The organism is Arthrobacter sp. YD4, assembly GCF_030410515.1.
Classification (GTDB): domain Bacteria; phylum Actinomycetota; class Actinomycetes; order Actinomycetales; family Micrococcaceae; genus Arthrobacter.
On the sequence record NZ_JAUHHD010000006.1, the window covers coordinates 189,682 to 208,992 of the forward strand.

At 69.0% G+C, this 19,311-nt stretch carries 19 protein-coding genes and 1 tRNA gene; 9 read left to right on the plus strand and 11 right to left on the minus strand.

The features are described from left to right. On the plus strand, nucleotides 1-888 hold the full coding sequence (gene flgL, locus QWJ39_RS15485; protein WP_290258768.1) for a flagellar hook-associated protein FlgL: 888 nt from the start codon (nucleotides 1-3) through the stop codon (nucleotides 886-888). Next, complete coding sequence (locus tag QWJ39_RS15490) at nucleotides 885-1,274, plus strand: flagellar assembly protein FliW (protein WP_290258769.1); 390 nt, start codon at nucleotides 885-887, stop codon at nucleotides 1,272-1,274. Before flgL ends, QWJ39_RS15490 begins: the two co-directional genes overlap by 4 nt. Before the next feature lie 26 nt (nucleotides 1,275-1,300). On the opposite strand, the gene QWJ39_RS15495 is transcribed toward QWJ39_RS15490, so the two are convergent. The 6 genes from QWJ39_RS15495 to QWJ39_RS15520 all read right to left on the minus strand — a co-directional run bounded on the left by QWJ39_RS15495 (nucleotide 1,301) and on the right by QWJ39_RS15520 (nucleotide 6,573). Next, on the minus strand, nucleotides 1,301-1,861 hold the full coding sequence (locus tag QWJ39_RS15495) for a hypothetical protein (RefSeq protein ID WP_290258770.1): 561 nt from the start codon (nucleotides 1,859-1,861) through the stop codon (nucleotides 1,301-1,303). 254 nt (nucleotides 1,862-2,115) lie between these two features. Beyond that, a complete protein-coding gene (locus QWJ39_RS15500; protein ID WP_290258772.1) occupies nucleotides 2,116-2,418 on the minus strand; it encodes a DUF4193 domain-containing protein in 303 nt (100 codons plus the stop codon). Nucleotides 2,419-2,586: 168 nt separating this feature from the next. Beyond that, nucleotides 2,587-3,075, minus strand: coding sequence for a GyrI-like domain-containing protein (locus QWJ39_RS15505; protein WP_290258773.1), 489 nt, complete (start codon nucleotides 3,073-3,075; stop codon nucleotides 2,587-2,589). Between the two features lie 98 nt (nucleotides 3,076-3,173). Further along, on the minus strand, nucleotides 3,174-3,959 hold the full coding sequence (locus tag QWJ39_RS15510) for an enoyl-CoA hydratase/isomerase family protein (RefSeq protein ID WP_290258774.1): 786 nt from the start codon (nucleotides 3,957-3,959) through the stop codon (nucleotides 3,174-3,176). After that, on the minus strand, nucleotides 3,956-5,254 hold the full coding sequence (locus QWJ39_RS15515; RefSeq protein ID WP_290258775.1) for a CaiB/BaiF CoA-transferase family protein: 1,299 nt from the start codon (nucleotides 5,252-5,254) through the stop codon (nucleotides 3,956-3,958). The genes QWJ39_RS15510 and QWJ39_RS15515 overlap by 4 nt, the downstream gene beginning before the upstream one ends. Continuing rightward, nucleotides 5,251-6,573: an MFS transporter gene (locus QWJ39_RS15520; protein ID WP_290258776.1), complete on the minus strand. Its 1,323-nt coding sequence runs from the start codon at nucleotides 6,571-6,573 to the stop codon at nucleotides 5,251-5,253. The genes QWJ39_RS15515 and QWJ39_RS15520 overlap by 4 nt, the downstream gene beginning before the upstream one ends. A 254-nt stretch (nucleotides 6,574-6,827) precedes the next feature. On the opposite strand from QWJ39_RS15520, the gene QWJ39_RS15525 reads away from it, so the two are divergent. The 3 genes from QWJ39_RS15525 to QWJ39_RS15535 are packed head-to-tail and all read left to right on the plus strand — an operon-like array spanning nucleotide 6,828 to nucleotide 8,982. Beyond that, nucleotides 6,828-7,652 carry an IclR family transcriptional regulator gene (locus tag QWJ39_RS15525; RefSeq protein WP_290258777.1) on the plus strand — a complete coding sequence of 275 codons (825 nt, stop codon included), beginning with the start codon at nucleotides 6,828-6,830 and terminating at the stop codon, nucleotides 7,650-7,652. Beyond that, entirely contained in the window at nucleotides 7,649-8,401 is a 753-nt protein-coding gene (locus tag QWJ39_RS15530) for a FadR/GntR family transcriptional regulator (RefSeq protein ID WP_290258778.1), read from the plus strand. The genes QWJ39_RS15525 and QWJ39_RS15530 overlap by 4 nt, the downstream gene beginning before the upstream one ends. Before the next feature lie 17 nt (nucleotides 8,402-8,418). Continuing rightward, nucleotides 8,419-8,982: a hypothetical protein gene (locus tag QWJ39_RS15535; protein WP_290258779.1), complete on the plus strand. Its 564-nt coding sequence runs from the start codon at nucleotides 8,419-8,421 to the stop codon at nucleotides 8,980-8,982. A 62-nt stretch (nucleotides 8,983-9,044) separates the two neighbouring features. Here the strand turns inward: QWJ39_RS15535 and QWJ39_RS15540 are convergent. Both QWJ39_RS15540 and QWJ39_RS15545 read right to left on the minus strand, forming a co-directional pair. After that, nucleotides 9,045-9,118, minus strand: a tRNA-Thr gene (locus QWJ39_RS15540). Nucleotides 9,119-9,272: 154 nt separating this feature from the next. After that, nucleotides 9,273-10,163: a DsbA family protein gene (locus tag QWJ39_RS15545; RefSeq protein WP_290258780.1), complete on the minus strand. Its 891-nt coding sequence runs from the start codon at nucleotides 10,161-10,163 to the stop codon at nucleotides 9,273-9,275. A 306-nt stretch (nucleotides 10,164-10,469) separates the two neighbouring features. On the opposite strand from QWJ39_RS15545, the gene QWJ39_RS15550 reads away from it, so the two are divergent. Next, nucleotides 10,470-11,879, plus strand: coding sequence for a trehalose-6-phosphate synthase (locus QWJ39_RS15550; RefSeq protein ID WP_290258804.1), 1,410 nt, complete (start codon nucleotides 10,470-10,472; stop codon nucleotides 11,877-11,879). Beyond that, on the plus strand, nucleotides 11,869-12,672 hold the full coding sequence (gene otsB, locus QWJ39_RS15555) for a trehalose-phosphatase (RefSeq protein WP_290258781.1): 804 nt from the start codon (nucleotides 11,869-11,871) through the stop codon (nucleotides 12,670-12,672). The genes QWJ39_RS15550 and otsB overlap by 11 nt, the downstream gene beginning before the upstream one ends. A gap of 28 nt (nucleotides 12,673-12,700) precedes the next feature. Here otsB and QWJ39_RS15560 read toward each other — a convergent pair whose 3' ends face one another. Beyond that, entirely contained in the window at nucleotides 12,701-13,102 is a 402-nt protein-coding gene (locus QWJ39_RS15560) for a VOC family protein (RefSeq protein WP_290258782.1), read from the minus strand. A gap of 247 nt (nucleotides 13,103-13,349) precedes the next feature. On the opposite strand from QWJ39_RS15560, the gene ugpC reads away from it, so the two are divergent. After that, nucleotides 13,350-14,432 (plus strand): sn-glycerol-3-phosphate ABC transporter ATP-binding protein UgpC, encoded by a 1,083-nt coding sequence (ugpC, locus tag QWJ39_RS15565; protein WP_290258783.1) that lies wholly within the window; start codon nucleotides 13,350-13,352, stop codon nucleotides 14,430-14,432. A 120-nt stretch (nucleotides 14,433-14,552) separates the two neighbouring features. Beyond that, nucleotides 14,553-15,968, plus strand: a complete 1,416-nt coding sequence (locus tag QWJ39_RS15570; protein WP_290258805.1) for a DUF4032 domain-containing protein — start codon at nucleotides 14,553-14,555, stop codon at nucleotides 15,966-15,968. A gap of 21 nt (nucleotides 15,969-15,989) precedes the next feature. On the opposite strand, the gene QWJ39_RS15575 is transcribed toward QWJ39_RS15570, so the two are convergent. Together QWJ39_RS15575 and QWJ39_RS15580 are read right to left on the minus strand one after the other, a co-directional pair. After that, nucleotides 15,990-17,360 (minus strand): FAD-linked oxidase C-terminal domain-containing protein, encoded by a 1,371-nt coding sequence (locus QWJ39_RS15575; protein ID WP_290258784.1) that lies wholly within the window; start codon nucleotides 17,358-17,360, stop codon nucleotides 15,990-15,992. Between the two features lie 46 nt (nucleotides 17,361-17,406). Beyond that, nucleotides 17,407-19,311: a glycoside hydrolase family 13 protein gene (locus QWJ39_RS15580; RefSeq protein ID WP_290258785.1), complete on the minus strand. Its 1,905-nt coding sequence runs from the start codon at nucleotides 19,309-19,311 to the stop codon at nucleotides 17,407-17,409.

Below are 19,311 nucleotides of genomic sequence, written 5' to 3' on the forward strand. Positions count from 1 at the left end.
ATGCTTAACCGCGTTACAAACCTGACCATGACCGCGGCGGCGCAGCGGACCCTGCAGACGCAGCAGTCCAAGCTGGCCGACCTGCAGGACAAGGCGAGCACGCTCAACAAAATCTCGCGCCCCTCGGACGACCCAGCCGCCACCGCGCAGGCACTGGAAACAAGGGCGTTGCAGGCCGCGAATGCCCAGTACGGCCGGAACATCGACGACGGCAATACCTGGTTATCGGCGGCCGACTCCGCCCTGCAGCAGGCCAGCAACGTGATGCAGCGGATCAAGGACCTCACCGTCCAGGCCGGCAACGGCACGCTGCCGCAGTCCGGCAAGGACGCGATTGCCAATGAACTGGACTCGCTGAACCAGGACCTCATCAACGTTGCCAACTCCAAACACCTCGGCCGCAACATCTTCGCGGGCAATTCAGACAAGGCAGCGCCCTTCGACGGCGCAATGCCGCCGACGTTCGTCGCCGCCGGGACCAGCCCGGTGGAACGGCGCATCAGCGAGACGCAGACCGTGCGGGTGGACGCCGACGGCGGCACGATCTTCGGCAGCGGTACCGGCTCGGTCTTCGATACCGTCAATAAACTGGCGACGGACCTGCGCAACGGCGCCGACACCATGCCGCGCGTGAGCGAGATCGACGACGCCTACAAGAAAATCGTCAACGGACGCGCCGACGTCGGAGCGCGCCAGGCGCAACTGGACCGCGCCGGCACCGTCAACACAGGAATGGAGGCTTCCTTGGACGCCCAGCGGACCGGGATTGAAAAAGCTGACCTCGGCAGCGTGATCATGGACCTGAAGCTGCAGGAAACCAACTACCAGGTGGCCCTGGCCGCCACGGCGCGGGTCCTGCAGCCCACGCTGATGGACTTCCTGCGATGAACTCCGTCCTGAGCAGCACCCCCGTGACCTTCACCGCCCCCATGCCGGGGCTGGAAGCGGTCCACGACTTCGCGCTCCGCAGCATCGACAGCGCCCCCGGACTCTTCGCCCTCGAATCGGAGTCCGCGCCCGTGCGGCTGTTCCTGGCGGACGCCGCCGTGTTCGTCCCCGACTACAGCCCCCGCCTGCCGCGCCCCGCGCTGGAGGCCCTTGAGCTCTCCGACGGGGAGTCGCCCCGCCTGCTCGTGGTGGTCAACCACTCCCCCGAGTGCACCACCGTGAACCTGATGGCGCCGATCGTGCTGAACGAGACCGCCCGCAAGTGCACCCAGCTGGTGCTGGACGGCAGGGAGTATCCGCTCCGGGCAGTCCTCGGCGCCGCCTAAAAGCTGTAACCGGCCCGGCTTAGCGCCTACCAGTAGTGCCCGACGTCGATCACCAGCCGTGAACCGGCGTCCGGACCCGGCAGCGTGAACACCCGGAACGGCAACCTGGCCCGCACCCCGAGCCCCAGGGTGCTGTACCCCTCGAAACTGCCCGCCCAGGCGACCTGGCGGAACGTCCGGTATCCGGTGACATCAGTCAGTTCGTTCTTGTTGGCCGGCGAATACGTGGCCTGCCCGGCGTCGTCGTAGGCCGGTGAATTTACCGTGATCTGCAGGAACGCCTGGCCGCGCAGCGGTACCGGCATCCCGGAACCCTCCTGCGCCACCTGCGGAACGTACCGCACGGTGTACCCGCCTGCAGGCCCCCTGAGGTCAACCACCAGCCGGTCGTAACAGTAATGCTGGCCGGTCCGGACGTTCGTCACCGGAGCCCGGCCCATCGCCGGATCCGATTTGGCCAGCGAGCCCCAGACCTGCCCGCAGTACGGCGCTGCGACGGCGGCCCCGGGAGCCGCCAACAGCAACCCGGCCGCGAGCAGCAGGGCCATCAGCCAGCCTGCAGGTTTCCGTGAACGGATTCGAGTCATCACTGCCACCCCTCGGGCCACCCGGATTTCATGCTTTTCCCGGATTCTTCCAGCGTAGGCCCGCTGTCGCCGAACGGGGAGGGCCCAAGGTCCGGCGGTCCATCAACCGTGACCCGTCATCAACCGCAGGTAACGCCAATATAGGAATGCAGTACACAAAAGCGCCCGGCGCCGCTCCCCGAGGGAGTCGGCGCCGGGCGCTCAGGCGGTAAAAACTGGTACGGGCCGTGGTGCCGGCCCGACGGGAAGGCTGTTTAGCCCTCGCAGTCGCGGCAGTACTTCAGGCCGTTCTTTTCCTTGGCGACCTGGGACCGGTGACGGACCAGGAAGCAGGAGGAGCAGGTGAACTCGTCGGACTGTTCGGGAACGACGATCACGGTCAGTTCTACGCCGGAAAGATCGGCTCCGGGAAGGTCGATGCCCTCGGCGGTGTCGTTCTCGTCGACATCGATAACAGCAGTCTGGGCGCCGCCGCCACGGGACGCCTGAAGGGCCTCCAGCGATTCAGCGGGAGATTCTTCTTCTGTCTTGCGTGGGGCGTCGTAATCGGTAGCCATAACGGGATTCACTTTCGTTGCTGCATAGCGCCATTTCAGGCACCTCAGTGAAGCAGTTTAGGGCATCATCGCAGAAGTTGAAGAATAGTGTGCGCAAGGCGACATCCGGGGCAAAAAATCCCCGTGATGGCGCGGAAGATGTCAGTTTTTATGGTGCTGTTGCACGGCTCAGGCGACCGGCCAGACCACCAGCGTTTTCCAGGTGGCGGGGTCCGGCTCCGCGGCGGGGTCGGTGAGGTAGTACTCCCACATGGCCTCCCCAGGGGTGAGACCGTCCGCCTGCATCTTTGCCATGACGGCTCCGTAGGTTTGCGGGAGGGTTTCATACGGGCCAACGTGCGTGGCCTCCAGCGCCCGGCCGCCGGGAAGGGTCCCGGCGACGACGGCGCCGTCGCCCCCTCCCGGGTAGGGGCCGGCCAGGGGGAAGCCGGCTTCGACGTCAACGACGTCGGTGGGTGTCCCCCGGTACAGCGCGAACGGCGGGCCGGCCAGCTGGACGTTCTGTTGCTGGACGGCGGTCATGACGGAACGGTATGCCCGGTCGAAGAAATCCCGCAGGTCCGCCATCGGCACGGTTTCGTGGATGACCGCGGTGGGCTGCTCCTGCCGGTCGCTGACGGTGATCTCCGGGGCGGCGTGGGGCTGGTGTTCGTTCATACGGCCACCCTCCCCGGGCCCCCGGTTCCGGTCAAGGGCCGGTTGGACCCCTACTGGCGGTCCCCCGGGGAACTCCCCCGCGACCCTAGGACGCGCCCCTAGGAAGCTGCCGGACGGCGGTTGCGGTGCAGGAACCGGTTGACCCGTGCCCGGAATTCCACCGGATCCGCGGCCGGACCCAGCGGCAACGCCTTGGCCGGCTGTTCCACCGGGGCCAGTCCCTGGTTAACCGCCGCCTTGGACGCCCGCAGCGAGGCCAGCGACAGGCCGGACCACTGTTCCGTCAGCGCCGCCGCCACCGCGGGACCGCGGCCCGGGCCCGCCAGGGTGCTGACGAGTCCCATCGCGTGGGCCTCAGCGGCGGAGTAAATCCGGCCGCCGAAGAGCAGATCCTTGGTCCTGGACGGACCGATCCGGAGGGACATCCGGTTGGCAAAGGTGGGCGGAATGAGCATCCCCAGCCGGGCGATCGGCATACCGATCCGCGCGGTCTCCTCCAGGACCTGCAGGTCGCAGGCGAGGGCCAGCTGGCAGCCCGCGCCGGTGGCGACGCCCTGCACCAGGGCCACCGTCGGCACCGGGATGGCCTCCACGGCCTGCAGCGCTTCCTCGATGGCACCGAAGGCGCCGGTCACCTGGTCCCCGCTGGCGTCCTGCCACTCCCGCAGATCGGAGCCGGAGCAGAAGGTCCCGCCGGCACCCCGAATCACCACGGCACGGACGGCGGGGTCCGCGGCGAGCACCCGGGCCTCGGCCGCGAGCGCCCGCCACTGGTCCGAGTCGAGGGCGTTGAAGCGTTCGCCGGTGCCCACCTCCAGGTGGGCGACGCCGTCGTCGTCGATATCCAGCCGGACTCCCGGGGCGTGCCCCACCGCGGCCGTCACTGCACCGCGCCGCTGCTGTGCAGGGCGTGGATCCGGTCCGCGTCCAGGCCCAGCGACGCCAGCACCTGGTCCGTGTCCTGGCCCAGGACGGGCGGGGCGGTCCGCACCGAGGCGGGCGTCCGGGTCAGCCGCACCGGGCAGCCCACCACCTTCATGGGTCCGGCGGTCGGGTGGTCCAGTTCGGCCACCATGCCCCGGGCCAGCACCTGGGGATCGGCGAGTGCCTGGTCCACAGTCTGGATCGGCCCTACCGGAACGCCCGCCTCGTCCAGGGTGCGCACCCAGTCTTCCGTGGTGCGGGTCCGCATGATGGCCTCGATCGCGGGAATGAGTTCCTCCCGGTGGGCTACGCGGGACGGATTGCTCGCGTACCGCGGATCCCCGGCGAGCGCCGCGTCGCCGAGGGCGTCCGCGAAGCGCCGCCACAGCCCGTCGTTGCCGACGGCGACCATGACGAAGCCGTCCGCAGAGGGGAACGCCTGATACGGGGCGATCGTGGGGTGTGCAGAGCCGTAGCGGCGCGGAACCTCTCCGCTGGCGAAGTAGCCACTGGAGACGTAGGTCAGCCAGGAGACGGACCCGTCGAGCAGGCTGATGTCCACCCACTGGCCCTGCCCGGTGCGCTGCTTCTCATGCAGGGCGGCCAGGACGCCGATGGTGGCCCACATCCCGGCGACCAGGTCCGCGCTGCTGACGCCCACCCGAACGGGCGGGCCGTCGGTCTCCCCGGTGACGCTCATGATCCCGCTGCGGGCCTGGGCGATCGCGTCGTAGCCGGGCCGGAGCGCGTCCGGGCCGGTCTGGCCGTAGCCGCTGATGGAGGCGTAGACCAGGCCGGGGTTGTCCTTGGAGAGCTCCTCGTAGCCCAGGCCCAGGCGGGCGACGGTGCCGGGGCGGAAGTTCTCCACCACGATGTCGGCGCGGCGGGCGAGTTCCCGGACCACCTCGAGTCCCTCAGGGGACTTCAGGTCGACGGCGAGGCTGCGCTTGTTCCGGTTCACGGAGAGGAAGTACGCGGCCTCCTCGCCTTGGAACGGAGGGCCCCACTGGCGGGTGTCATCGCCGGCGCCGGGCTGCTCGATCTTGATGACGTCCGCGCCGAGGTCCGCGAGGGTCATGGTGGCGAACGGGCCGGAGAGAATCCGGCTCAGGTCCAGGACCACCAGGTCCTTCAGCGGTCCGGCGGCTTCCGTGGTCTCCGGCCCGGCCCCTGTCTGCGGGCCTGACGTCTGCGGGGCTGCCGCCCCGGCGTCGTTCGTTGCCTCTTGGCGGGGTGCGGTGTCTGTCAGGCTCATACGGTGGCTTCCGTCTTGGTGGCGGCGGTGGCCGGGAAGCGGTGGCCGGCCTTGGGCAGGAAAATCAGGGCCAGCATCGCGACGGCGCAGCAGGCAATGATGTACAGGGCGATCGCCGTCGAGTTCCCGTACTGGGCCAGGAGGGCCGCGGCGATCAACGGCGCGGGGCCGCCCGCCACCACGCTGGCCAGCTGGTAGCCCAGCCCGGCGCCGGTGTAGCGGATGTCGGCGTCGAAGCTCTCCGCTATCAGCGCAGCCTGCGGGCCGTACTGGATGTCGTGCAGGATCAGGCTGACCACGATCGCGACGCCCACAATGAAGGGTTCCCGGGTGTCCAGCAGGGCGAAGTAGGGAAAGGCGAAGAGCGCGGTCAGCACGATGCCCACGCCGTAGACCCTGCGCCGGCCGAAGCGGTCCGAGAGCCGGCCGAACAACGGCACGCTCACCAGGCCCAGCGCGGCGGCGATCAGGGTGTCGTCCAGGATCGAGTTGCTGTTGAGCTGCAGGTGCTTGACGGCGTAGGTGATCACGAACGTGATGAAGAGGTAGAACGGTGCCTGCTCGGACATGCGGACCAGGGCCGAGAGCAGGATTTCCTTGGGCTGGCGCTTGATGACCTCGATCAGCGGGTTGCGGATCACCTTGTTGGACTTGCGGATGGCTTCGAACTCGGGGCTCTCGATCACGCGCATCCGGACGAAGAGGCCGACGCCGATCAGCAGGATGCTGATGATGAACGGGATGCGCCAGCCGAAGCTCGCGAAGCCCTCGGTGCCGGTGATGCCGGAGGTGATGCGGACGACGCCGGTCGAGAGCACCAGGCCCAGCGGCACGCCGATCTGCGGCCAGCTGGCGGAGAAGCCGCGGCGCTGCTGGTGGCCCCATTCCATGCTGAGCAGCACGGAGCCGCCCCATTCGCCGCCGACGCCGATGCCCTGGATGATCCGCAGCAGGGTCAGCAGGATGGGGGCGGCGACGCCGATGGCCTGGAAGGTGGGGAGGAAGCCGATCAGCACGGTGCCGAAGGCCATCAGGAAGAGGGTGACCATGAGGGTGGTCTTGCGGCCGATCCGGTCGCCGTAGTGGCCGAAGATGGCGGCGCCGACGGGGCGGGCCACGAAGCCGACGAACTGGGTGCCGAAGGCGGCCAGGACGCCGGCGAAGGCCGACTGTCCCGGGAAGAAGAGCTGCGGGAAGACCAGCGCCGCCGCCGTCCCGTAGAGGAAGAAGTCGTACCACTCGATGGTGGTGCCCACGACGCTGGCGACGGTTGCCCGCCGTGCGGCCTGCTCTCGGGTTACTGCCTGAACTGTCATCATCACTCCGTTGTTATGACGCGGCTGGGCCCAATGCCCTTGCTTGGATGGAGGCGTTGCCGGGTACTCGCGGGCTCCTGGCCCTTTCACCCTATGCGCAAAACCCACAATATGGTTTCGCAACCCATATTGCGGGTTTAGCCTAATGCTGTCAATGGAAACTCGGAGGTTTAGCCGACGATCGCGGGGCGCGTAATCCGTCAGGACACCGGGACCCGCTGGCTATGATGGACACCCGTAGAGAAAGACGGTGGCAGGTGGCAGCTGGCAACGCGGCGGCAAAAGAGCAGGGTGACCGGACGACCCCCATCCTTGTGCTGGGCAAGGTCAGCGACATCCTGAATTGCTTCTCGATCGATGCGCCGGAACCGACGCTGCAGCAGATTGCCCGGGCCACCGGCCTGCCGGCGAGCACCTGCCAGCGGCTGGTGCAGAACATGGTGCGCGAGGGATTCCTGGACCGCGACGGCGACCGCTACCGGATCGGCCTGCGGCTGGTCCAGTGGGCCGCGCCGGGCACCCTGGGCCTGGACGTGGTCCGGCTGCTGCACCCGATCATCCAGCAACTCCGCGACGACAGCGGTGAGACGGCGTGCGTCTACATGCGGGACGGGCAGTACCGCACCGTGGTGGCCGTGGCCGAAACCCGGCACGTGGTGATGCGGCCCTTCCTGGTGGGCCAGGTGATGCCGATCCACGCCGGCGCACCCGGCAAGATCTTTCTGGCCTTCGACCCGGGAGCGCGGGAGGCCCTCAAGGACACCGAACTGACCCGGTTCACCGACATCACGCCGGTCAGCTGGAAAGAGCTTGACGCGCAGGCGGAACTGGCCCGCGAGCAGGGCTACTTCGCCGCGTTCGGCGAACGGAACAGCGACGTCGGGTCCATCAGCGCCCCCGTCTTCCGGTACGACGGGCAGCTCGCGGCAGTCCTCGGCGTCGGCTTCCCGACCCAGCGGGTCAGTGCGGCGGACGTCCCGCGGCTGGGCCCCATGGTGGCCGGCGCCGCCCGTGAAGCCAGCGCCGCCCTGGGCTACCGGCCACCCACGCCAGCATCCGCCATCGAAGGGAACCATCCGTGACCGCTGCCGACGCCGCACCCCGCCGTCGTACCTACGACGCGCTGCTGCAGGACATCGAGGCGGACCTGCGTTCCGGGAAGATCAAGCTCGGCGACCGGCTGCCCGGGGAGCGCACGCTCGCCGAGAACTACGGGATCTCCCGCGCCTCGGTGCGGGAGGCCATCCGCATCCTGGACGCGATGGGCGTGCTGCGCAGCTCGGTCGGGTCCGGCCCCACCTCCGGCGCGATCGTCATTTCCAACCCGTCGGCCGGCCTGTCCTCGGCCCTGCGGCTGCATGTGGCCAGCAACCGGCTGCCGGTGGAGGATATCGTGCAGACCCGCATTCTTCTGGAGACCTGGTCCGCGCAGGCCGCCGCCACCCGGCCCCGCGACGAGGGCGATGCGGGCCTGGAGCAGGCGGCCCAACTCCTGGCGGCCATGGATGATCCGGAGCTGGACCGGCCCACCTTCCACGAACTCGATGCCCGGTTCCACGTCGCGCTCAGCTCTTTGGCCGGCAACACTCTGGTCGCCACCATGATGGAGTCGCTCAGCGGCGCGATCGTCGACTACGTCAAGGGTGCCATGGACGCAATGGAGTCCTGGCCGGAGGTCCTCGCGGTCCTGCGGGCCCAGCACCACGGGATCTACGACGCCGTCAGGGACCAGGACGGCGAGCGCGCGGCCCGGCTGCTGCGCGAGCACATCGAGTGGTTCTACGAGCGGGCCCAGGAAGTGTCCCCGCGGCAGCCCTCCCCCGGTGCCTAGCGGTTAGACTCGACCCCATGTCACGTCGTGGGGGAACGAGGACCATCCGGACCGGTGCCGTGCTGAGCGGGGCAGTGTTGCTGTGCCTGGCGGCCGGATCGCTGGCCGGCTGCACCTACGAGGACGACGACGGCGGGCGGCCACCTGCCACACCGACGTCGGCGGTTACCCCCAGGCCGGGCCGCACCATCCCGGCCGGCCCACCACCTGATGTCCTGGCCGCGCAGCAGCGCAACGAGGCCGCACTGGAGGGGCTGCTCGCGGGGGCGACGGGACCCGTCGTGCTCGCAGATTCAGGACCGGCGGACGGCAACGGCGTCGGCTTCCAGAAGGCGGGACGGGTCAGGACCGCGGGCGACTACCAGGTCACGGCCGCCTGCGTCGGGGTCGACGCCTCGCAGGTCATCATCTTCCAGGACCAAACCCCGACCGGCCCAACGTCCATCGTCGTGGACTGCACGGCGCCTGTGTCCCGGACGGTGAGCCTCCTGCCGGGCTATATCAGGGTCGGGCTGACCCGAAAAAATCCCACCGGCCCGTGGACCGGCGCCCTGGCCGGCATCCGGATCACCGGGCCCTGAGTCCGACTAAAAAGAAAACCCCTCCACCCGGGCACAAGCACCGGAACGGAGGGGTATCACTGGGCCCCCTGTCGGATTCGAACCGACGACCCCCGCTTTACAAGAGCGGTGCTCTGGCCAACTGAGCTAAGGAGGCAATCCGCCGCGGTCGTATCCGGCGGAAAGCGCGCGAGGACAACGGCTAGATAAGGGTAGCCCACCGATGCCCGGCGGTAAAAAATCCTCCGCCACACGAAAGCGGCCCGGCCCCGGAGAACTCCGGGACCGGGCCGCACCAGCGGACGTGGCGCTTACTTCTTGGCGTCCACCGCTGCCTGCAGGTACTGGTCGAACGGGGTGTTGGCGCTGTCGCCCTTGCCCCACTGCTTACCCTCGACGAAGACCGTCGGCGTGCCGGTGACCCCGATGGCCGCGGCTTCCTGGGTCGTGTACTTCACGTACGGGCGGTAGGTCTTGTCATCCACGCACTTGTCGATGTTCTGCGCACCGGTGTCGGTGGCCAGCTTCTTCAGCTCGTTGTCGGAGAGGCCGGCGCTGCCCTCGGCGGGCTGCTTGGCGAACAGGGCGTCCACGAAGGCCGCGTACTTCTCCGGCGACTCGTTCACCACGCAGGCCGCCGCGGCGGCGGCGCGGGAGGAGTAGTTGGTGGTGGAGCGGGTGTCCAGGAAGCCCAGCGGACGGTATTCGACGGTGATCTTGCCGTCGTTGCGCAGCTTGGTCAGGGTGTCGTTGTACTGCGCCTCGAAGTTCTTGCAGACCGGGCAGATGAAGTCGATGTAGAGGACAACCTTGACGGGCTTGCCGGCCTCGGCATCGGCGCCGGGGGCCTTCAGGTCTGCCGGCGGGGTGGCCGGGGCTGCGGGAACATCGGAGAGCTTGACCGTGGCGGCGTCAGTCTTCGCCACCTCCGTGTTGGCCAGCAGGGTCACGCCGCCGTGGACGTTGCCGTTGGCGGGCGCGGGCCCGGAGTCAGCTACGGGGGCATTGTTCTTGATATTGGAGGTCACCACGAGGGCCACCACCACGATGATGGCGACAACGGCGGCGACGATGCCCCAGCCAATGAGCAGTTTGTTGCGCTTGTCCTTCTTGAGCTGGGCCTCACGGATCTCACGGGCCTTCTCGCGGGCCGCGGCGGTGCGCTCAGCTTTGGACTGACGGGGTTCGTTTGCGGGGCTCATTGGTTCCTCGTGTCGATCGGCCTGGACTGCGCCAGCGGGTGGCACGGTCATCATTTTAGGTGAGAAAGCTGGGGAGCTTGCGCTTTCAACTTTCTTCCCGTGTGCCCAACGGACGAATAGCCCGGAAGATTCCGCCCCGATAGGGTGAACACAAGCCACAAGCGACCCCAGGGAGCACGAATGCAAGCAACCGAAAGCGCAGAGCACCGCGCCGAGAAGCACCAAGAGCATGGCACCGACGCGGGAACCGAGGGCAAGGCCGCGGGGCACCAGGGCGGAACGGACGACGTCGACCGTTTCGACTTCATGGTGGTGTCCAACCGCATGCCGGTGGACCGTTGCTCCCCCGACGAGCCCGGCTGCGAGGACGGCTGGCGCCGATCCCCCGGAGGCCTGGTCACGGCACTGGCGCCGATGATGACCAAGACCGACGGTGCCTGGGTGGGCTGGCACGGCGCCCCGGACGAGCACCTCGAACCCTTCAGCCACGGCGGCATCGACCTGATCCCAGTGCAGCTGAGCACCCGCGACGTGGAGCTGTACTACGAGGGCTTCTCCAACGCGACCCTGTGGCCGCTCTACCACGACGTGATCGCTCCGCCGGAGTTCCACCGCGCCTGGTGGGACACGTACCGGAAGGTCAACAAGCGGTTCGCCGACGCCGTCATCCGGCACGCCGCCGAGGGCGCCACGGTCTGGGTCCAGGACTACCAGCTGCAGCTGGTCCCCCGGATGCTTCGCGAGCAACGACCGGACCTGAAGATCGGCTTCTTCAACCACATCCCGTTCCCGCCTCCGGAGATCTTCGCCCAGCTGCCTTGGCGCCGCGCGATCATCGACGGCCTGCTGGGCGCGGACCTGATCGGCTTCCAGCGCAGCAGCGACGCCGGGAACTTCATGCGCTCCGCCCGCCGCTTCCTCGGCGCCAGCGTCAAGCAGCAGCAGGTGCACGTCAAGGGCGCCGACGGCCAGACCACCCACATCGCCCGGGCCCAGGCCTTCCCCATCTCCATTGACGTGAAGCAGATCAGCGAGCTGGCGCAAAAGCCGGAAGTCATCGAGCGGGCCAAGCAGATCCGCCGCGACCTCGGCAACCCCAAGACCATCCTTTTGGGCGTGGACCGGCTGGACTACACCAAGGGGATCCGGCACCGGCTCAAGGCCTACGAGGAACTCCTCGAGGACGGCAAGGTCACGGTGGAGGACGCGTCCCTGATCCAGGTGGCCAGCCCCAGCCGCGAGCGCGTGGAGCAGTACCGACTGCTGCGCGAAGAGGTCGAGGGCACGGTAGGCCACATCAACGGCACCTACGACACCATGCAGAACACCGCCGTCCGCTACCTGCACCACAGCTACCCCATCGAGGAGATGGTGGCGCTCTATCTGGCCGCAGACGTCATGCTGGTCACCGCCCTCCGCGACGGCATGAACCTGGTTGCCAAGGAGTACGTCACGGCCCGCACGAACAACGACGGCGCGCTGGTGCTCAGCGAGTTCGCCGGCGCCGCGGACCAACTCAAGCAGGCCCTGCTGATGAATCCGCACGACATCGACGGGCTCAAGGACACCATCATGCGGGCCGTGAACATGGAGCCCGCCGAGGCTGCCCGCCGGATGCGGGCCATGCGCAAGCAGATCCTGACCAACGACGTCGATCTCTGGTCCGCGGACTTCCTCCGCGCCCTGCAGGAAAAGGTGGTGCGTGATGACTCCTGAGCCCGACGCCAAGCTCTCCCTGTCCCCCGAACTGCTCGCGGCGGTGCGGCGTATCGCCGGCACCGAGGAGCTGCTGGTGGCCATGGACTTTGACGGCACCATGGCCCCGCTGGTGGATCACGCGGAGGACTCCCGCGCCCTCCCCCGCTCGGCCGCGGCGTTTGCCGCCCTGGCCGAACTGCCGCGGACCACGACGGCGCTGATCTCCGGCCGGGCACTGGACAGCCTGCGCTCGGTCGCGTCCCCGCCGGAGAAGACCCTGCTGATCGGCAGCCACGGCGCCGAGATCTGGATGGGACCGGGCTCGGCCGAGCTTCAGCTCGACGAGGACCAGCGCCGGCTCCTGGCCGACGTGCGGGCCGTCCTGGAGGAGATCGTCCACGTGGCACCCGGCACCCTGCTCGAGGAGAAGCCGGCCGGCGTCGTGCTCCACACCCGCCTGGCCGCTAACGACGTGGCCGAGGACGCCGTGGCCGCGGCGAAGTCCGCCCTGAAGGACCGCGCCGGGGTTTACCTGAAGACCGGCAACCGGGTCCTGGAGACCTCCGTGGTCCACGCCTCCAAGGGCGAGGCGGTGTCCTTCCTTCGGCAGGCCACGGGCGCGACAGCGGTGGTCTTCGCCGGGGACGACACCACGGACGAGGACGCCCTGCGCAGCCTGGTCTCCGGTGACCTGGGAGTGAAGGTGGGCCTGGACTTCACCCAGGCGGAGTTCCGGGTGGAAGCCCCGCCGCACGTGTCCGAACTGCTGGAGGCACTGCTGCGCGAGCGGAAGGCCGCCGTCGGCAGCTGACCGCTGAGGGCTGCGGCTGCGACCGGGCTCAGGACTCGGGTTCGTAGCCGATCAGCCAGTGCAGTCCGTGCCGGTCCACCACCTGGCCGTCGGACGCGCCCCAGGGCTTCGGTCCCAGCGGGTCGATGACGCGTCCGCCGTCTGCCAGCCGGTCAAACCACGCGTGCAGGACCTTGGGCTCGGCCGTCCCCAGCAGCGAGAGCATCAGCCCCTCGCACCGGACGGTGGCTTCGCCCTCGGCCGCGTCGGAGCCGGCCAGGCGCACGTCACCCCTCAACTCACCGTGGGCGATCGCATCGGCCGGACCGTCGGTGCGGTTGAACTGCTCGTAGGTGAACAAGGCCAGGTCACCGCCGAAGACATCGGCGTAGAACCCGAGCGCCTCGCGCGCGGTACCGGGGAAACTCACGTAGATCTGGAGGGCCGTCATGCGCACAGCCTACACAGCGCCGCACGGCCACGGGTGGCAGGGATCACCAGTGACATCCGTAACCTTTTCCCCCATTCGCGATCCATCTGACATACTCTGTATGTGATGTGGCGCACAGCTACCGTGCGGCGTCGCTGGCTGCTCCTCGGCTTCGGCCGGGGAGCAGGCGCAAGACTCACAACTGAATAAAAAGACCATTCACAACGGATCGTCCGGCACGTACCTGCCGGTGAAGGGATTGAAAACTGTGGCAACAGTTACTTTTGACAACGCAACGCGGCTCTACCCGGGCACCGAAAAGCCCGCGGTCGACAAGCTGAACATCGAAATCGCCGACGGCGAGTTCCTGGTTCTCGTCGGCCCCTCGGGCTGCGGCAAGTCCACCTCCCTGCGCATGCTCGCAGGCCTGGAAGACGTCAACTCCGGCCGCATCCTGATCGGTGACCGCGACGTCACCGATATGCCGCCCAAGGACCGCGACATCGCGATGGTGTTCCAGAACTACGCCCTGTACCCGCACATGACCGTCGCGGACAACATGGGCTTCGCCCTCAAGATCGCCGGCGTCAGCAAGGAAGAGCGGGCCGAGCGTGTCCGCGAAGCCGCCAAGCTGCTGGACCTCGAGCCGTACCTGGACCGCAAGCCGAAGGCCCTCTCCGGCGGTCAGCGCCAGCGCGTCGCCATGGGCCGCGCGATCGTCCGTAACCCGCAGGTCTTCCTGATGGACGAGCCGCTCTCCAACCTCGACGCCAAACTCCGCGTCCAGACCCGCACCCAGATCGCGTCGCTGACCCGCCGCCTGGGCGTCACCACCGTCTACGTCACCCACGACCAGGTCGAGGCCATGACCATGGGCGACCGCGTCGCCGTGCTCAAGGACGGCCTGCTGATGCAGGTGGACACCCCGCGCAACCTCTACGACAAGCCGAAAAACGTCTTCGTCGCCGGCTTCATCGGCTCCCCCGCCATGAACCTGCTGGAACTGCCCGTTGTCGACGGCGGCGTGCAGTTCGGTGGAACCGTCTACCCGGTGCCGCGCGATGTCCTCGAGGACGCCTCCGGCTCCACCGTCACGCTGGGCAGCCGACCCGAGGACCTGGAGACCGCCAGCCAGGGCGAGGGCCTGCAGGTTGAGGTCGACGTCGTCGAGGAACTCGGCGCCGACGCCTACGTCTACGGCCACACCACGCTCGACGGCAAGGACCACGACATCGTGGCCCGCGTCGACGGCCGCCGCCCGCCGATGAAGGGGGAGACCATCTGGGTCCGCCCGCAGTCCGGCCACGTGCACCTGTTCGACACCAAGACCGGCGAGCGCCTCGGCGACTAACGCAGTCTTATCCGACGGCGGTCCTCCTGCGGGAGGGCCGCCGTCGGCCGTTAACCGCCCCGTGGTTAGGCGCGCCGCCGCCGGGTGCGGGAGAATTGCCCCATGACCGAGGAGAACCGCATGAGCGAGGACAACGGTGCCCAGTGGCACGACGAACCCACTGACTACGGCCAGATCGGCAAGCTGCCCCGGTACGTGCCCGCGAGCGCCAATGACGACAAGGCGATCTCCAGCTCGCTGAGCATCACCGCGGCCGCCACCGAGCCGGAGCTGCTGGACCTGCCCTGGCACATCGCCCTCGAGGACTGGCCCGCAGAATACCTGGCCGCACTCCCCCGCGGCATCTCCCGGCACATCGTCCGGTTCGCGCACCTGGGCGGCTCGGTCATCGCCATCAAGGAAACCTCCGAGCACATCGCCCGGCACGAGTACCACATGCTCCGCAAGCTGGCCCGGCTGGATGTCCCGTGCGTGGAGCCGGTGGCGGTCATCACCGGCCGCACCACCCCGGACGGCAAGCCCCTGAACCCCGTGCTGGTGACCCGTCACCTGAAGTTCTCCATGCCCTACCGCGCCCTGTTCTCGCAGATGCTGCGCAAGGACACCCTTACCCGCCTGATCGACGCGCAGGCCCTGCTGCTGGTCCGCCTGCACCTGATCGGCTTCTACTGGGGCGATGTGTCCCTCTCGAACACCCTGTTCCGCCGCGACGCCGGCGCCTTCGCCGCTTACCTGGTGGACGCCGAGACCGGCGAGCTGTACCCGGACCTGTCCACCGGCCAGCGCGAGTACGACCTGGAAATCGCACGGGTCAACATTGCCGGGGAACTGATGGACCTGCTCGACGGCGGGCTGATCGAGGAGAAGGTGGACCCCGTGGCCACCAGCGAGCTGATCATGGAGAGCTACCGCCGGCTCTGGACCGAGCTGACGGAGAAGGAATCCTTCGAGGTCGGCGAGCGCTGGCGGGTGGCCGCCCGCATCCGGCGGCTCAACGAACTCGGCTTCGACGTCGAGGAATACGCGATCAAGACCACCCAGAACGGTTCCACCATCCAGCTTCAGCCCAAGGTGGTCGACGCCGGCCACCACCAGCGCCGGCTGCTGCGGCTCACCGGCCTGGACGCCCAGGAAAACCAGGCCCGCCGGCTGCTGAACGACATGGACTCCTTCCGGGCGGACAACAACCCCGGCATGGACGAGGAGTACAGCGCCCACCTGTGGGTCAGCCAGATCTTCGAGCCGATCGTCCGCGCCATCCCCCGCGACCTGTCCGGCAAGCTGGAACCGGCGGAGGCCGTGCACGAGATTCTGGAGCACCGCTGGTACATGTCCGAGAAGGAAAACCGGCACATCCCGCTGGCCGAGGCCGTGCAGTCCTACATCGACTCCGAACTGCGGCACCGGCGCGACGAGGCCGCGATCATGCTGAACCCGGACACCGAGCTGCTCAAGATCCTGGAGGTCGAGACCGAGGAGTCCCGCTACGACGGCGATGAGACCGAGGAAGACGAGTACCCGGACGCGGACGACTAGGCCGGTTGCAGCACAGCCGGGCTAGATGGCCTTGCCCGGGTTCAGGATCCCGGCCGGGTCGAAGAGTTCCTTGATCCGGTACTGCAACTGCCGGACCGGTTCCTTCTGCTCCAGGCCCAGCCAGCGCAGCTTGTACTGGCCCACTCCGTGCTCGCCGGTGATGGTGCCGCCCATCGCGAGGGCCACGGTCACCGACTCGTCCAGGGCGGCGCCCAGGCGTTCCATCGCGCCGGGGTCCACGCCGTCGCCGTCCCGGTCCACCCAGAACGTGGGGTGGAGGTTGCCGTCTCCGGCGTGCGCCACCACTTTGAGCTGGACCTCGTGCCGGGCCGCCATCGCATCGAGTTCGGCCACGTAGTCCACCAGGCGGGAGCGCGGGACGGCGACGTCCTCGCCCACCCGGTATTCGTCGTCGACCTCGGCGCCGCGGCTGTGCCGGCGTAGCTCCACCAGAGCCTCGGCTTCCGCGTCCGCCTCCATGGTCACCACCGCGCCGCCGGCGGCCAGCAGCGGCCGGATGGCGGCGGCCTCGGCGGCGGCGCCAAAGCCGTCCGTCTGGAGCAGCAGCAGCGAGGCGCCCCGGGCCGAGAGGGTCGAGCCGTGTATGGCGTCGAGCTGGGCGAGGGTGCCGCTGTCCAGCAGTTCCATGATGGCCGGCTGCACCCGGGCCTTCCCCACGGCCAGTACTCCGGCCGCGGCGCTGCGGAAATCCGGGTAGAAGGCGGCGATGGTGTGCTTCTCGCGCGGCAGGTATTTGAGCCGGACGGTGATCCCGACGACGATCCCGAGGGTCCCCTCGGAGCCGACGAACAGACCGGTCAGGTCGTAGCCGGCCACGCCCTTGAAGGTCTGGTGTCCGGTGTGGATCAGGGTGCCGTCGGCCAGGACGACGTCGAGGGCCAGCACCGAGTCCCGCGTTACCCCGTACTTGGCGCAGCGCAGGCCCCCGGCGTTGGTGGCGACGTTGCCGCCGATCGTGGAGCTGCGGTAGCTGGCCGGGTCCGGCGCGTACATAAGGCCGTGGACGGCGGCGGCCGCGTTGAGGTCCGCGTTGACGACGCCGGGTTCGACGACGGCGGTTTCGTCATCCGGGTTGAGGTCCAGGATGCGGTTCATCTTCTCCAGGCTGAGGACCACGCAGCCCTCGCTGGCGTGGGCTCCGCCGGAGACGCCGGTGCCGGCGCCGCGGGCCACGAGCGGAACCCGGCGGGCGGCGCAGGCCCGGACCACGGCCTGCACGTCCTCGACCGACACGGCGCAGACCACGGCCTGCGGCAACTGATAGTCCAGCACGGGGGCCTGGTCCACGGCATAGGCGGCGAGCGCAGGATCCTCCGTCACGACCTTGTCCGCCCCCAGGGCCGCCGTCAGATCCCCAATGATGCCGCGCATGTCCCGCTCCCGTTCGCCGTTGAACCCGCTCTGTGTCGGACCCAGTCTAGGCGCCCGGGACGGCAACCCCCGGCAGTACCCAGACCGCCGCCGCCGGGCCGGCGGAGCGCAGCCGCGGCTGGGCGTCACGGGCCAAGCCGCCGGGAGCCAACCCGCCGGCATCATCGAACGCCAACTCCCCGACGACGAGCGCGGGGGCACCGGCCAGGCCCTTCCACTGTGCGGCGGTCAGCAGTGTCCGGTCGAATCCGGCGTCGGCGTCGGCCCGGGTGACGGCCACCAGCACCGTGGCCTCGGCGGTTTCGCGGATGAAGGCCAGCACGTCGCCATCGGCGTAGAGCCAGCGGACTCCGCCGGCGGTGAGCGCGGGCTGGTCCCGGCGCAGCCCGGACAAAGCGGCGTACAGGCCGCGTAGGTCGTGCCGGACCCGGTCCGGGCGGTCCCAGGGCATGGGGGTCCGGGAGAACTCGCCGTTGTCCCCGCTGAGCCCGAATTCGTCGCCGGCGAAGAGCACCGGCACGCCGGGCAGAGTGAACATCAGCACCGCGCCCAGCTGCTGACCGCCGTCGACCATGGCGGTGGCAGCGCGGGCGGTGTCGTGACTGTTCAGCGCGTTCATGTTCTGCCGGCGGACGTCCCAGCTGAACGCGGCCGCCAGGTCCTGGTGGGTGGCGAGGAACTCGGCGGCGTCGATCCGGCCGGGGCCCTGCAGCGGCGTGCCGAAGAAGTTCACGTGCCGGGCCTCGCCGGCCAGCCAGGCCCAGAGCGGGCGGGTGAAATTCGAGTAGGTCATGGCGCCGTGCCAGTGCTCGCCGCTGAAGTCCGGGGCCGCGTCGTTGGTCGACTCGGCCAGCAGCGCCGCTTCCGGGTTGATGCCGCGGACCCGGTCCGCGATCAGCCGGGCCACATCGTGGTTGAGGTCTGTCGCGCCGAGCCGTCCGGTCATGTTGCCGACGTCGATCCGCCAGCCGTCCAGGTTGAACGGCGGCCGCAGCCAGCGCGCCACCGGGGAGTCCTCATCCCGGACGAACGCGTCACGCAGGCTTTCGGAGGACCAGTTGAGCTTGGGCAGCGAGGGCACGCCGTACCAGGCCTCGTAGCTGCTGTGGTCCGGGGAGAAGTAGTAGTAGCCCGCCTCGGGCGCATCCGGGCCGGCCAGTGCGTTCCGGAACCATTCGTGGGCGTCGCCGGAGTGGTTGGCGGTGAGGTCGCCCATCACCTTGAGCCCGCGGGCGTGCGCCGCCTCCACGAGGTCCACCAGCGCCTGGTCCCCGCCGAGGAGCGGGTCCACGGTGGCGAAGGTGGCGGCGTCGTAGCGGTGATTGGAGCGGGCCGGGAAGAACGGGGTGAGGTAAATGATGTCCGCCCCGAGCGCCTGGATGTGGTCCAGCCGTTCGGTGATGCCGGGCAGGTCGCCGCCGTAGAACTGGTAGGGCGTGACCGCGGAGGCGCCTTCCACCGCGGTGGTGTGCCAGTCCGCGGGGACGGCCCAGTCCGGTGCCGGGTGCGTGTCCGCCTGGACGGAGCGGGCGAACCGGTCCGGGAAGATCTGGTACATGGTCCCGGTCCGCAGCCAGTCCGGGCCGGCCGGGTAGGTGCCCAGCCGGAAGTCGGCGTAGTCGGAGACGTCCCGGCCGAAGAGGCCCTGGGCGTTCAGCTGCCAGTTCCGGCCGCCGGCCTCGATCAGGAACCGGTAGCGGAGGACGGGGTTGGTGGCCGTCGTCGCCGCTTCCCACCACGCCCAGCCGTCGGCGATCCCGAGGAGGTCGCAGGGATCGTAGCGTGGTTCGCCGTCGTGCAGGGAGCGGAGCCAGACGCGGGACGCCTCGCCCCACCCGACGGGGATCCGGAGCCGCAGGCGGACCGGGCCGCCGCGCTCCACGCCGTCAGGGGCGTGGAGCGCGGACCCGTCGTGGTGCGGCAGGAGCCCGGCGGCAGCGGCGCCGGACAC

Coding starts and splice junctions, on each gene's coding strand:
- QWJ39_RS15520 (WP_290258776.1), bottom strand. CDS start 6,573: ATGATGACAGTTCAGGCAGTAACCCGAGAGCAGGCCGCACGGCGGGCA.
- QWJ39_RS15515 (WP_290258775.1), bottom strand. CDS start 5,254: ATGAGCCTGACAGACACCGCACCCCGCCAAGAGGCAACGAACGACGCC.
- QWJ39_RS15550 (WP_290258804.1), top strand. CDS start 10,470: ATGGTGGTGTCCAACCGCATGCCGGTGGACCGTTGCTCCCCCGACGAG.
- QWJ39_RS15500 (WP_290258772.1), bottom strand. CDS start 2,418: ATGGCTACCGATTACGACGCCCCACGCAAGACAGAAGAAGAATCTCCC.
- QWJ39_RS15545 (WP_290258780.1), bottom strand. CDS start 10,163: ATGAGCCCCGCAAACGAACCCCGTCAGTCCAAAGCTGAGCGCACCGCC.
- QWJ39_RS15535 (WP_290258779.1), top strand. CDS start 8,419: ATGTCACGTCGTGGGGGAACGAGGACCATCCGGACCGGTGCCGTGCTG.
- QWJ39_RS15560 (WP_290258782.1), bottom strand. CDS start 13,102: ATGACGGCCCTCCAGATCTACGTGAGTTTCCCCGGTACCGCGCGCGAG.
- QWJ39_RS15505 (WP_290258773.1), bottom strand. CDS start 3,075: ATGAACGAACACCAGCCCCACGCCGCCCCGGAGATCACCGTCAGCGAC.
- QWJ39_RS15575 (WP_290258784.1), bottom strand. CDS start 17,360: ATGCGCGGCATCATTGGGGATCTGACGGCGGCCCTGGGGGCGGACAAG.
- otsB (WP_290258781.1), top strand. CDS start 11,869: ATGACTCCTGAGCCCGACGCCAAGCTCTCCCTGTCCCCCGAACTGCTC.
- QWJ39_RS15495 (WP_290258770.1), bottom strand. CDS start 1,861: ATGACTCGAATCCGTTCACGGAAACCTGCAGGCTGGCTGATGGCCCTG.
- flgL (WP_290258768.1), top strand. CDS start 1: ATGCTTAACCGCGTTACAAACCTGACCATGACCGCGGCGGCGCAGCGG.
- QWJ39_RS15490 (WP_290258769.1), top strand. CDS start 885: ATGAACTCCGTCCTGAGCAGCACCCCCGTGACCTTCACCGCCCCCATG.
- QWJ39_RS15570 (WP_290258805.1), top strand. CDS start 14,553: ATGAGCGAGGACAACGGTGCCCAGTGGCACGACGAACCCACTGACTAC.